Here is a 12,424-nt window from a genome sequence, read left to right on the forward strand (position 1 = left end):
GTTATTTTAGCAATGGCACGTAACTTCAGCGAAAAAACACCTTATGCAAAGCAAAAATGACAACGGGAAGCCGAAGCTTCCCGTTAATAATCTGTTTTGTATGAAATTTAATCAATAATTAGTCACGTGGACAAATTTCATCTTCTGTAAAGAAATAGGCAATTTCACGTGCCGCTGATTCAGGGCTATCAGAACCATGTACTGAGTTATAACGCATACTTAATGCAAAATCTGAACGAATCGTGCCACATGCAGCATTTTCTGGGTTAGTTGTACCCATTAATTCACGGTAACGATGAATCGCATCTTCACCTTCGAGTACCTGCACCATCACAGGGCCCGATGTCATGAATTCCACTAGCTCATTAAAAAATGGCTTACCTTCATGCTCAGCGTAAAACCCCTGAGCTTTAGTTGCATCAAGATGAACCATTTTTGATGCCACAATTTTTAAGCCAGCATTTTCAAAACGCTGGTAAATAGCACCAATCAAATTACGCTTAACAGCATCGGGCTTTACAATTGAAAACGTTTTTTCAATAGTCATTATAATTCTTCCTTTTGAGTCAATTCGTTCTTGGCTAAGCTATATACCAAGTAATACGCAGCTTTGAGTTATAACAAATTCTACTATGCTGCTTTCTGGTTTAGGCAAGTTATAACGTTGATAACTTGCCTTTTTCTAACGATTACAGCAATAACGCTGCAATATTGGCAACCCCTAATCCCGTTGCGCCAGCAGCCCAACGACCATCAGCATTGTCGCGGAAGCAAGCCGCTAAATCAAAGTGAATCCAGCTGCTTGTTTCACTATCAACAAAACGTGATAAGAAAGCAGCAGCATTAGATGCACCGCCCATCCCCCCCCCTTTTTGCGTTCGGCTATTCGCTGTATCCGCATAGTGAGAAGGGCAATTGCCTTGATGCCATTTTTCTAGCGGTAACGGCCATGCTGGCTCATTCACCAACTCTGACAACTCTTGTGCCTTCATCAGTAGCGTTTTATCTAAACCAAATATGGCATTGTAATCGGTTCCTAATGCCATCAAAGCAGCACCAGTTAAGGTTGCAGCATCAATAATCAATGGTGTTTTTGTTTCGCTAGCAGCAATTAAGCCATCAGCAAGCACCAAGCGCCCTTCAGCATCGGTATTAACCACTTCTACGGTTAATCCGTTTTTATACGTTAACACATCACCCAGCTTATAGGCGTTACCAGCAACCATGTTTTCTGCGCAACATAAGATCAGCTTCACACGTTGATTCAAACCTTGCTCAATGGCATAGCCTAATGCGGCTGTTACTGTCGCTGCGCCGCCCATGTCACATTTCATTGTTACCATGCCAGCACTTGACTTCAAGCTGTAGCCACCGGAATCAAAGGTAATCCCTTTGCCGACTAAACATGCAGACACAGGAGCATTGTCATCACCCGTAGGGTTGTAATCGAGGGTTAGCATTACTGGTGGTCGACTACTCGCACGGCCAACACTATGCGTGCCTATCCAGCCGTTTTCTAGAAGTTGATCACCCACTAACATTTCATAACGTATTTTATCGCCCGCAACGGATGATAAAAACGCTATCGCATCATTTGCTAGCTTTTCAGGGTACATATCTTCAGGTGTCGCATTGACGACTTGGCGTACCCAATCAGCACTTCGACGACGCGCATTAAGCAGTTCTAGTTCATCTTCATCAATAGATGCCCACTTAATTGCAACAGGAGTCATGGTTGCAGCAAAACCACAATAGAATGCCCACTGACGCTCGTAGCTCCAGCCTTCGCCATCAAGGCTGACGCTTGCTGCACCTTGCGATTGCAGCTGACGCGCAGCCTGCTGAATACGACGTAATGGGAAATCACCACTAAAGTGAATATCTGCGCCGTCTTCTTTATAACTGAGTAATGCCTTTTCTCCCCAAGCCCCTGAACTGGCTTGCGCTGATAATGTAATCCTTAACATGAAAAGCCTTTAAATTTTAATTATTCGTTTTCGATAATATGAGTGTTTTAATACTCAGCATTGCTGACCACCATGGAGCATCATGATGGTCGGCTGCTTATATTTAGCTAGCTGAATTTAAGATGTTGGCCAATGTACGCACCCCCATACCAGTTGCGCCAGCACACCACTTGTCGTTGCCACTCTTACGATAAGTGCCACTTGCATCAATGTGCATCCAGCCTTTCTTATAGTCTGTTACAAAGTACGATAAGAACGCAGCAGCGGTACTTGCACCTGGTAAGAAATCACCACTTGAAATGTTCGATAAGTCGGCAAAGTTTGATGACAGCATACCACGGTGGTTATCCGCTAATGGTAACGGCCATAAACCTTCATGCTCTTCAGCCGCTGACGCTAAGGCTTTTTGAGAGAGTGTCTGATCGAAACTTAGCAATGCGTGGTAATCATTACCTAGTGCATTCTTCGCCGCACCCGTTAATGTTGCACAATCAATGATGACTTCAGGATTTTGGCTACTCGCGTAGATAAGACCATCAGCAAGTACTAAACGACCTTCTGCGTCAGTGTTTAGCACCTCAACAGTTTTACCATTTTTATAAGTAATGATGTCGCCGAGCTTAACCGCGCGACCTGATACCATGTTCTCAGCACAACATAGGATCAATTTAATACGCTTGTTATTACCACGAGCAATCGCAAGTGCTAAACCGCCCGTCGCCATTGCTGCGCCACCCATATCGGCTTTCATTGCCGTCATGCCGGCTGAAGGCTTCATGCTGTAGCCGCCCGAATCGAAAGTAATACCTTTACCCACGATGCAGGTGTGCACAGGCGCATCAGCATCGCCTGTTGGGTTGTAATCTAGACGTAGCATTGCAGCTGAACGTTCTGAACCGCGACCAACAGTGTGCGTGCCCATCCAGCCTTCATCAATCAAGTCATTGCCTTTAATGATTTTGTACGTTACGTGCTCTGGTGCAAGTGACTTAACAAATTCACCCGCACGTGCCGCAAGCTGTGAAGGGCGTACAACGTCTGCCGATTGGTTAATAACTTCACGTACCCAGTTTGTGGTTTTAATGCGCGCCTGCAGTTCAGTTTCATCTTCAGCATTTAAGCCATCCCAAGTAACCTGGTTACCTGGCTTTGAATTACGGTGTCCTTGAATGAAAGACCAAATTGCTTCTAAGTTCCACTCACTACCCACAAGTGAAACTTGCTTTATTCCTTGTGTATCCAACTTACGACCAGCACGCTGTAAGGCACTTTCTTGATCGCCACTTAGGTGAACCGTTGTGCCATCAGCAGAAAAAGAAAGTAGCGCGTTTGTTCCCCATTGCTCTGCAGCAGCGTCATGGGATAAGAAAACAGACATAATAGAAGACATTAGAAATTCCTTGGATTCTTGATGAGGATATCAGCGCAATATAGACAAGATTAAAAAGACATTATCCTTGTCTCTTATCATCCCCACGCGATAAACAATATGCTTTTTGATAACAAGGATATGACATTTGCCAAATCACTTTAAGCAGGCTTACAGCAAGTTATGGGGGTAATAGTGCGGTTTTACAAGATATTTACAGGTTTAAATACAACAAAGCGGACCATATGGTCCGCTTTTATATTTCTTTCACTAACTCTGCTCTGTTATCCGCGCATAAACAAGTTGTTTACATCAGGATGTAGAGCGAGATCATATTGTTTTTATTGTTCAATCAAAGGTAGGGCAATTGTTCAATAATCACAATAAGTAAACGATTAATCTTCTTCTTCCATCCAACACATTTGCACAGCTTCTAACACTCTTTCACTGCAGTGGTTGGGATCATCATCAAACTCTTCTAAGTCTAGAATCCATTGGCGAAGATCGGTAAAAAGAATCAGCTTAGGATCCGTTTCTGGATACAGCTCAGATAGTTCAATCGCTATTTCTCTAGAATCCGTCCATTTTAAGCTCATGATGCTACCTCTTAATCGTTATAACGTGATTGTCACTAATATCGTTGCTTTTACTTACCTTAATACTCAATATTTTGATAAATAAAAGAACAAAACTTAGTGCTGCTCAGAAGCTAGATTGATCGTATATTTAGGGATCTCTACAACAAGATCACTATCCGAAACCGTTGCCTGACAACCTAAACGGGATTCAGGTTCAAGACCCCATGCTTTATCAAGCATGTCATCTTCTAGCTCATCACTTTCATCCAGTGAATCAAAACCTTCACGAATAACAATATGACAAGTCGTACATGCACATGACTTTTCACAAGCATGTTCAATACCAATACCATTACGCAGTGCTACATCAAGTACAGTTTCACCCGTTTTAGCTTCTAAAATTGCGCCTTCAGGGCAAAGTTCTTCATGTGGTAATACAACGATTTTAGGCATGCCTAAACCTCATCTATCGATTGACCAGCCAATGCCTGTCGAATAGATTGATCCATTCGACGTGAAGCAAATTCTTGGCTCGCTTTATCTGTTTTCTTAATACCCTGTTCAATTGCTCGGTAATCATTACCTTGACGCAGCTGAACAAGTTCCATCATTACGCCTTCCAGCGTTTCACGCTCTTCTTTTGACAGTAATGTATCACCATCGATTGCGAGAGCTGTAATTAGGCCTTCCAATACACGATCAGCTTCAACTTGTTGCTCGGCTAATGTACGTGCATCTTTATCATCTTGCGCGTGCGTCATTGACTCACGAATCATGGTTGCGACTTCATCATCACTTAAACCATAAGAAGGTTTAACTTGGATAGATGATTGAACGTTACTGCTCTTTTCCATTGCAGTAACAGACAATAGACCATCGGCATCAACTTGATACGTAACACGAATATGTGCAGCACCGGCCGCCATAGCTGGGATTCCACGTAGTGTAAATCGCGCTAAAGAACGACAATCGCTTACCATTTCACGCTCACCTTGCACCACATGTACCGACATGGCTGTTTGGCCATCTTTAAACGTGGTGAATTCTTGCGCACGAGCGACAGGAATTGTCGTGTTACGAGGAATGATTTTTTCAATCATGCCCCCCATTGTCTCTATACCTAAAGACAATGGAATAACATCAAGTAATAGCATATCTGAATCAGGCTTATTACCGACTAGGATATCAGCTTGAATTGATGCACCAATCGCAACAACTTTATCTGGGTCAATCGATGTTAGTGGCTCTTTACCGAAGTAATTACCCACCATTTCACGTACCAATGGCACACGTGTTGAACCACCAACCATCACAGTTTCGATAACATCTGTAATTTCAATGCCAGAATCTTTGATCGCTCGGCGACAAGACATCAGTGTTTTCTTTACTAAAGGCTGAATCAACGCATTAAACTGTTCACGAGTAACAGAACCTTGCCAATTCAACACATCAATCTGGGCTGTATCTGCATCTGTTAACGCAATTTTAGCGTCAGTGGCAGCATCTTGTACCATACGCATTTGTTGCGCAGTTAAATCACCAGTATAGCCCGCTTGCTCTTTAATCCAATCTGCAAGTAAGTGATCAAAATCATCACCACCCAATGCTGAATCACCGCCAGTTGCTAATACTTCAAATACACCTTTCGATAAACGTAAAACAGAAATATCAAATGTACCGCCACCTAAGTCATAAACAGCAATAACGCCCTCTTGACCTGAATCTAAACCATAAGCAATCGCAGCGGCTGTTGGCTCATTAAGTAAACGTAATACATTTAGGTTTGCTAGCTTTGCCGCATCTTTAGTGCCAGCTCGTTGCGCATCATCAAAATATGCCGGAACCGTTATAACGACACCCTCAAGATCACCACCTAATGTCGCCACAGCGCGTGCATTAAGGGCTTTAAGGATCTCGGCAGAGACTTGTACCGGATTAACTTTCCCCATACGTGTCATTAATTGGGGTAAGCCGTTATCTGACGCTTCAAATTGATATGGTAAATGCGGGTAACGTTGTTGGATATCCGCTAAAGAGCGCCCCATCAAACGTTTTACTGAAAAGATAGTATTACTAGGATCTTGCTGAGCAAGCTCTCTGGCTTCATGGCCAACAAGCAGGGATTCCTCACCATAATGAACAATTGAAGGCAAAATAGAACGCCCTTTATCATCCTTTAAGGTTTCTGGTACACCACTGCGCACAGCAGCAACGAGAGAATTTGTGGTACCCAAATCAATGCCCACCGCTAAACGATGTTGATGCGGTGCCGCACTCTGACCTGGTTCAGCAATCTGTAACAGTGCCATTATCTTTCCTGTGGAGTTAGTGCTCGGGTGAGAAGCAATTAGTCAAAGAAAGTCTCTTCAAGACGTTCAATTTCATAGCGCAGCTTATCAATAAATTTTAGCTTACGCACGGCATCTGCCGCTTCTTCCCAATCTTCCTGATTTAATAGTTGCTCAAGAGTGCTCAATTGCGATTTATATAACACTGTTATTTGCTGTTCAAAATCAAATAGCGCACTTTCAGGGTCACTTGCATCTGAGATATCTTCAAGTTCTTCACGCAACTCCATTTGCTGCATTAAGAACTCAGGATCTTGTAGCGTTTTTTGTTCGCCACGAATATCCATATCTTGCTCAGAAAGCATATATTCAGCTCGTGAGATTGGATTTTTTAGCGTTTGGAATGCGTCGTTAATTTGCGCTGCTTTTTGGACAGACATTAAGCGATCACGTTCTGAAGCTGTAGCGAAGTTATCAGGATGGAAACGACGTTGTAGTTCCCGGAACTGAGTTGACAGAAGACCACCATCCAGTTCAAATTGGAAAGGAAGTCTAAATAATTCGAAATGATTCATATCGCGTCTGGTATCTCTAAATACTAAACCTAACTGGTATATATGAAGATATAACAGTTAGGCTCAGTGGAAACTGACTTATAGCGATTAAACGTTGAAGCTTTCACCACAACCACATTCGCTTGATACGTTCGGGTTGTTGAATTGGAAGCCTTCATTTAGCCCTTCTTTGGCAAAATCAAGCTCGGTACCGTCAAGATAAACTAGGCTTTTTGCATCAATTACGATTCTTACACCTTTCTCTTCGAATACCTCGTCCTCTTCATTGATATCATCAACAAATTCGAGAACGTAAGCCATTCCTGAACATCCCGAAGTACGGACACCTAGGCGAAGGCCAAAGCCCTTACCGCGATTCTCAAGGAAAGTAGCTACGCGACCTGCTGCCGCTTCAGTAATAGTAATGGCCATACAACAACCCTCAACGTCTTAGTTTGCTTCGTGTTTCTTCTTATAATCACTAACTGCGGCTTTAATTGCATCTTCTGCAAGAATAGAGCAGTGGATCTTCACTGGTGGTAGTTCAAGTTCTTCAGCAATTGCTGAGTTCTTGATAGCTGCCGCTTCATCTAAACTCTTACCTTTCACCCATTCAGTGATTAGCGAGCTTGAGGCAATTGCAGAACCACAACCGTACGTTTTAAACTTCGCATCTTCAATGATACCTTCATCACTTACTTTGATTTGAAGCTTCATTACGTCGCCACATGCTGGTGCACCCACCATGCCGCTACCAATGTTTTTATCATTTTTATCGAAAGAGCCCACGTTACGCGGATTCTCATAATGCTCGATGACTTTTTCACTATATGCCATGATGATTTCCTCGACATTTGATGATCACAAGTTTATGACCGCTAGCTTAGTGGTGTGCCCACTCAACAGAGTTAAGATCAATACCTTCTTTGTGCATATCCCAAAGCGGCGACATATCACGCAGTTTTTCTACTGCAGTACGAATCTGTGTAATTGCGTAATCAATTTCTTCTTCTGTCGTGAAACGACCAAAAGAGAAACGAATTGAGCTATGTGCTAATTCATCATCTAAACCAAGCGCTCGCAGTACGTATGAAGGCTCAAGGCTTGCTGAAGTACATGCTGAACCAGAAGAAACAGCGAGATCTTTCAGTGCCATTAATAAAGACTCACCTTCAACGAAAGCAAAGCTAATATTCAGGTTACTTGATACACGTTGCTCTAGGTCACCATTAATATGAACTGATTCCATATCTTTCAGGCCATCAAGAAGGCGAGTACGTAGTGCTAATGTATGCACACGATCTTGTTCCATCTCTTCTTTAGCAATGCGGAATGCTTCACCCATACCAACAATCTGGTGGGTAGCAAGAGTACCAGAACGCATACCACGCTCATGACCGCCGCCGTGCATTTGTGCTTCTAAACGAATACGAGGCTTACGACGAACGTAAAGCGCACCAATTCCTTTAGGACCGTAAATTTTATGTGATGTTACTGAAATAAGGTCAACTTTCATTGCCTGTACATCGATCGGTAGCTTACCGATAGACTGTGCAGCATCAACGTGGAAAACAATTTTGTTTTCACGGCAAAGTTCGCCAATAGCGGTAATATCTTGAATTACGCCAATTTCGTTATTTACGTGCATGATAGACATTAGAACGGTGTCTTCACGAATCGCATCACGCAATTTTGCCAAATCAATTAAGCCATTTGCTTCTGGCGCAAGATATGTCACTTCGAAGCCTTCACGCTCGAGCTGGCGACAAGGGTCTAATACCGCTTTGTGCTCAGTCTTACAGGTAATGATGTGCTTACCTTTTTTGCTATAAAAACGCGCAGCGCCTTTAATTGCAAGATTGTCAGATTCTGTTGCACCAGACGTAAACACAATTTCACGTGGGTCAGCATTCATTAGATCAGCAACTTGCTCACGCGCTGTATCAACAGCTTCTTCAGCCTGCCAGCCGAAACGGTGTGAACGAGAAGCAGGGTTACCGAAATTCCCGTCCATTGTCAGGCATTGCATCATTTTTTCAGCAACACGTGGATCTACTGGGCAAGTAGCGGAATAATCAAAATATATTGGCAATTTCATTTTCATCTCCGAAAACACGGATGTCTAGCTACTAAGAGCGGACATCGACACCTATAGTGGTGCTATCGTGTGTTTTTTTATGTCCAAAAGACGTTCTTAGCGAACTATTGCTTAAGACTTGATCTTGACGACCTGAAATCTCTTGAACGTTATTATCTTTCATCAACTCACCAAGAGTGATGTTATTCAAAAAGCCGCTGATACGGGAGCTTAAGTCATGCCATAAAGTATGTGTTAAGCAGCGTACACCACCTTGACAGTCAGCTTTACCATGACACTTTGTAGCATCAACCGATTCATCAACAGCTGCGATGACCATGCCTACCGCGATGTCATTCGCGTCTTCACCTAAGCGATAACCACCACCTGGTCCACGAACACTCGCCACAAGACCAGCTTTACGTAGGCGTGAGAAAAGTTGTTCTAAATAAGACAGTGAAATACCTTGTCGTTCGGAAATATCCGCTAAAGGTACAGGACCATCTTGAGAATGCAGAGCGACATCAAGCATCGCAGTTACCGCATATCTTCCTTTTGAAGTCAATCTCATAACACACCGCTATCCACTTATGTATATAGCACGAGTGTTACATACCCGACTAAAATGGTCAAGTATTTACCCGACTATTTCAGTCAAGCTTTAGACCTGACGCACAATAGGGTTATTTGTCGCGATGTTCTAATGATTTTTCAATAGAAGAAAGAATACCACGCAGAATATTAAGCTCCTGCTGCTCTGGACGAGCACGGGTAAACATGCGGCGAAGTTTTGTCATCACCATACCGGGATGCTTCTTATTAATGAACTGGGTCTGAGTTGTTACTTTTTCAAGGTGCTCGTAGAACAACTCTAATTCTTTAGCACGCGGGTATTCATCAACTTTCTTCTCACCCGTGTACTTTTGCGACTCTAAAAATGCCATACGCACTTCATAACTAACAGTTTGTACTGCCATTGCTAAATTTAATGAGCTGTATTCAGGGTTCGCCGGAATGTAAACGTGGCAATGACACTTTTGTAATTCTTCATTCGTTAAACCAGTACGCTCACGACCGAATAAAATAGCGACGGGATGCGCAGCTGCTTCTTCAATCGTTTTGATACCTGATTCACGCGGATCAAGTTGTGGCCATTCTAATGTACGAGAACGTGCACTTGAGCCAATCACTAAACCACAATCTGCAATTGCTTCATCTAATGTTTTGACGATTTTTGCATTGGTTACGACATCTGCCGCGCCAGCAGCTAAAGCAAGAGACTTAGCGTCTATCTCACAAGCTGGGTCAACAAGGACTAGATTCGTAAGCCCCATCACCTTCATGGCACGTGCTGCTGAACCAATATTTCCTGGGTGAGATGTACCAATTAAAACAACGCTTATTTTATCTAACATGGTTTAGCAATTTCCGACTATTTTTAAGAGCGGATGGATTTTAGCACAGCCTATAAAGAAGTGGGGAAAACATGTAAAACTAAAGCGTGTTTTTCTACTTTTTTTAGTTTTCGCTAATGATGTTTAAAAAATAACCACTTCCCTTTTGCCCTAGCTCTGTTATACTCGCCGCCGATTTTTAGTTCTTTAACATCCGTTGGGAAGATCCTATGCATCCGATGCTTAATATCGCCATTCGCGCTGCGCGAAAGGCTGGTGACCATGTCATTAAATCGTTAGAAAAACCTCAAGGCATTGAAGTTGCCAATAAAGGTAGTGACGTCGTTACTAATATTGATCATGAAGCTGAAGCTATCATCATCAATTCTATTCTTAAGTCTTACCCTGATCACTGCATTCTTGCAGCAGAGTCTGGTACTAAAGAAGGCCGTGACAAAGAGTGTCAGTGGATCATCGACCCAGTGGATGGCACCAAAAACTTCGTTCGTGGTTTGCCTCATTACGCTATTTCAATTGCACTACGCATGCGTGGTCGTACTGAAGTTTCTGTAGTATACGATCCATCTCGTAACGAACTCTTCACTGCAACACGTGGTTCTGGCGCACAGCTTAACAGCCAACGTCTACGTACATCACAGCCTCGTGACCTTAGCGGTACTATTATTGCTACTGGTTTACCATTCGCAGCTAAGCAACACGCAGAAGCGCTTAACAAAGTACAATCAGCAATTTTTGCTGAATGTGACGATATGCGTCAATCTGGTTGTACAGCACTAGACCTTTGTTACTTAGCAGCAGGTCGTGTTGATGGCGTAGTTAAACTAGGCCAAAAGCCTTGGGAACTAGCCGCTGGTGAACTAATTGCACGTGAAGCCGGTGCTATCTGTACTGACTTTACTGGTAACACTAACTACCTAGTATCTGGCAACATCGTTGCTGGTAACGCACGCGTAGTTAAGCCAATCATCGCTAAAATCCGTGAACACGGTGGCGAAGCATTAGCTAAGTAATCGTTTATAACGATTCAAAAATTCTGAAGCCTCGACTATGTCGGGGCTTTTTTTATGCTTAAAATACATATCTAGGCATAGGTATATATCCAGCATCTAACCCAACGATTATCGATATGGACCAGCAAACTAAATCAATCTGGATATAACATAGATACAAAAACGGAGCCTATTGGCTCCGTTTTTTATTCATGAAGTCGAGCACCTACCTATTTAAGGCATTGCGTCGAATTCTTCACCTTCTTTTTCTACCTGTGGCGGCATTAGGTGTTCACGAGTGATACCTAATTTCAATGCCAGCGCCGAAGCAACGTAGATTGATGAATAAGTACCCACCGTTATACCAATCAATAATGCCAAAGCAAAACCGTGGATCATTGTTCCGCCTTTCATAAAGAGGGCGATAACAACAAACAAGGTTGTACCCGATGTAATCAGGGTACGGCTTAGCGTTTGAGTGATCGAGTTGTTTATCACATCAGGCGCTTCACCCTTTCGCATCTTACGGAAGTTTTCACGAATACGGTCAAATACAACAATCGTATCGTTTAGTGAGTAACCAACAACGGTTAGCAAGGCTGCAACAATGGTTAGATCAACTTCCACTTGTAGAAGAGAAAATATACCAATCGTAATAATAACATCGTGCGCAAGTGCTAATACCGCACCAGCAGCTAAACGCCATTCGAAACGCATCGAAACATAAAGCAAAATACAAATTAGCGAGATAATAATCGCCAATCCACCAGCTTCAGCCAGTTCGTCACCCACATTAGGACCAACAAACTCGATACGACGCATTTCAACGCTCTGCCCTGTCCCCACTTTTAATGCATCGATGATCTGGTTACCCAGCACTTCACCTTTTGCATTTTCACGAGGTTGCAGACGTACAAGTACATCACGAGCAGTACCGAAGTTCTGTACGATAGCATCACCAAAACCCGCCGCTTCTAACGAATCACGAATTTTAAGCAAATCGGCAGGTTGTTCAAAACCCACTTCAATTAACGTACCGCCAGTAAAGTCGAGCCCCCAGTTAAGCTTCTTCGTTGCCACTGTGCCAATTGCTACTGCAATCATCATTAGTGAAAAAACAAAAGCAAACTTTGACCAGCGCATAAAGTCGATCGCATTATCCACTTTCAATAGTTGAAACATGTCTC

Annotated in this window: 14 protein-coding genes; 1 reads left to right on the forward strand and 13 read right to left on the reverse strand. The window is 43.0% G+C overall.

Going from position 1 to position 12,424, the window contains the following annotated elements; translation table 11 throughout:
* Nucleotides 1-118: 118 nt before the first annotated feature.
* From ndk to trmJ, 12 genes are all read right to left on the reverse strand, one after another.
* A complete protein-coding gene (ndk, locus tag C9J48_RS04600; protein WP_006230812.1) occupies nt 119-547 on the reverse strand; it encodes a nucleoside-diphosphate kinase in 429 nt (142 codons plus the stop codon).
* Between the two features lie 142 nt (nt 548-689).
* A complete protein-coding gene (pepB, locus tag C9J48_RS04605) occupies nt 690-1,967 on the reverse strand; it encodes an aminopeptidase PepB (RefSeq protein WP_006230811.1) in 1,278 nt (425 codons plus the stop codon).
* Nucleotides 1,968-2,070: 103 nt separating this feature from the next.
* Nucleotides 2,071-3,357 carry an aminopeptidase PepB gene (gene pepB, locus C9J48_RS04610; protein WP_006230810.1) on the reverse strand — a complete coding sequence of 429 codons (1,287 nt, stop codon included), beginning with the start codon at nt 3,355-3,357 and terminating at the stop codon, nt 2,071-2,073.
* Between the two features lie 374 nt (nt 3,358-3,731).
* A complete protein-coding gene (iscX, locus tag C9J48_RS04615) occupies nt 3,732-3,932 on the reverse strand; it encodes a Fe-S cluster assembly protein IscX (RefSeq protein ID WP_006230809.1) in 201 nt (66 codons plus the stop codon).
* 96 nt (nt 3,933-4,028) lie between these two features.
* Nucleotides 4,029-4,367, reverse strand: a complete 339-nt coding sequence (gene fdx, locus C9J48_RS04620; RefSeq protein WP_006230808.1) for an ISC system 2Fe-2S type ferredoxin — start codon at nt 4,365-4,367, stop codon at nt 4,029-4,031.
* 2 nt (nt 4,368-4,369) lie between these two features.
* Nucleotides 4,370-6,223, reverse strand: a complete 1,854-nt coding sequence (gene hscA, locus C9J48_RS04625) for a Fe-S protein assembly chaperone HscA (RefSeq protein ID WP_006230807.1) — start codon at nt 6,221-6,223, stop codon at nt 4,370-4,372.
* 38 nt (nt 6,224-6,261) lie between these two features.
* The gene (gene hscB / locus C9J48_RS04630) at nt 6,262-6,777 is read right to left on the reverse strand and encodes a co-chaperone HscB (RefSeq protein WP_006230806.1); all 516 of its coding nucleotides are present in this window, start codon (nt 6,775-6,777) and stop codon (nt 6,262-6,264) included.
* 87 nt (nt 6,778-6,864) lie between these two features.
* The gene (gene iscA, locus C9J48_RS04635) at nt 6,865-7,188 is read right to left on the reverse strand and encodes an iron-sulfur cluster assembly protein IscA (protein ID WP_006230805.1); all 324 of its coding nucleotides are present in this window, start codon (nt 7,186-7,188) and stop codon (nt 6,865-6,867) included.
* An 18-nt stretch (nt 7,189-7,206) separates the two neighbouring features.
* Nucleotides 7,207-7,593, reverse strand: a complete 387-nt coding sequence (iscU, locus tag C9J48_RS04640; RefSeq protein ID WP_006230804.1) for a Fe-S cluster assembly scaffold IscU — start codon at nt 7,591-7,593, stop codon at nt 7,207-7,209.
* A gap of 46 nt (nt 7,594-7,639) precedes the next feature.
* The gene (locus tag C9J48_RS04645) at nt 7,640-8,854 is read right to left on the reverse strand and encodes an IscS subfamily cysteine desulfurase (protein ID WP_006230802.1); all 1,215 of its coding nucleotides are present in this window, start codon (nt 8,852-8,854) and stop codon (nt 7,640-7,642) included.
* A gap of 31 nt (nt 8,855-8,885) precedes the next feature.
* Nucleotides 8,886-9,404: a Fe-S cluster assembly transcriptional regulator IscR gene (iscR, locus tag C9J48_RS04650; protein ID WP_006230801.1), complete on the reverse strand. Its 519-nt coding sequence runs from the start codon at nt 9,402-9,404 to the stop codon at nt 8,886-8,888.
* 112 nt (nt 9,405-9,516) lie between these two features.
* A complete protein-coding gene (trmJ, locus tag C9J48_RS04655) occupies nt 9,517-10,248 on the reverse strand; it encodes a tRNA (cytosine(32)/uridine(32)-2'-O)-methyltransferase TrmJ (RefSeq protein ID WP_107281041.1) in 732 nt (243 codons plus the stop codon).
* Nucleotides 10,249-10,457: 209 nt separating this feature from the next.
* Here trmJ and suhB point away from each other — a divergent pair, with 209 nt between their 5' ends.
* The gene (suhB, locus tag C9J48_RS04660) at nt 10,458-11,258 is read left to right on the forward strand and encodes an inositol-1-monophosphatase (RefSeq protein ID WP_006230799.1); all 801 of its coding nucleotides are present in this window, start codon (nt 10,458-10,460) and stop codon (nt 11,256-11,258) included.
* Nucleotides 11,259-11,471: 213 nt separating this feature from the next.
* Here the strand turns inward: suhB and secF are convergent, their stop codons facing one another.
* Nucleotides 11,472-12,419: a protein translocase subunit SecF gene (gene secF / locus C9J48_RS04665; protein ID WP_006230798.1), complete on the reverse strand. Its 948-nt coding sequence runs from the start codon at nt 12,417-12,419 to the stop codon at nt 11,472-11,474.
* Nucleotides 12,420-12,424: the final 5 nt, after the last annotated feature.

It is taken from the genome of Photobacterium profundum (assembly GCF_003026285.1).
GTDB lineage: Bacteria > Pseudomonadota > Gammaproteobacteria > Enterobacterales > Vibrionaceae > Photobacterium > Photobacterium profundum.

Coding starts and splice junctions, on each gene's coding strand:
- ndk (WP_006230812.1), bottom strand. CDS start 547: ATGACTATTGAAAAAACGTTTTCAATTGTAAAGCCCGATGCTGTTAAG.
- pepB (WP_006230811.1), bottom strand. CDS start 1,967: ATGTTAAGGATTACATTATCAGCGCAAGCCAGTTCAGGGGCTTGGGGA.
- pepB (WP_006230810.1), bottom strand. CDS start 3,357: ATGTCTTCTATTATGTCTGTTTTCTTATCCCATGACGCTGCTGCAGAG.
- iscX (WP_006230809.1), bottom strand. CDS start 3,932: ATGAGCTTAAAATGGACGGATTCTAGAGAAATAGCGATTGAACTATCT.
- fdx (WP_006230808.1), bottom strand. CDS start 4,367: ATGCCTAAAATCGTTGTATTACCACATGAAGAACTTTGCCCTGAAGGC.
- hscA (WP_006230807.1), bottom strand. CDS start 6,223: ATGGCACTGTTACAGATTGCTGAACCAGGTCAGAGTGCGGCACCGCAT.
- hscB (WP_006230806.1), bottom strand. CDS start 6,777: ATGAATCATTTCGAATTATTTAGACTTCCTTTCCAATTTGAACTGGAT.
- iscA (WP_006230805.1), bottom strand. CDS start 7,188: ATGGCCATTACTATTACTGAAGCGGCAGCAGGTCGCGTAGCTACTTTC.
- iscU (WP_006230804.1), bottom strand. CDS start 7,593: ATGGCATATAGTGAAAAAGTCATCGAGCATTATGAGAATCCGCGTAAC.
- C9J48_RS04645 (WP_006230802.1), bottom strand. CDS start 8,854: ATGAAATTGCCAATATATTTTGATTATTCCGCTACTTGCCCAGTAGAT.
- iscR (WP_006230801.1), bottom strand. CDS start 9,404: ATGAGATTGACTTCAAAAGGAAGATATGCGGTAACTGCGATGCTTGAT.
- trmJ (WP_107281041.1), bottom strand. CDS start 10,248: ATGTTAGATAAAATAAGCGTTGTTTTAATTGGTACATCTCACCCAGGA.
- suhB (WP_006230799.1), top strand. CDS start 10,458: ATGCATCCGATGCTTAATATCGCCATTCGCGCTGCGCGAAAGGCTGGT.
- secF (WP_006230798.1), bottom strand. CDS start 12,419: ATGTTTCAACTATTGAAAGTGGATAATGCGATCGACTTTATGCGCTGG.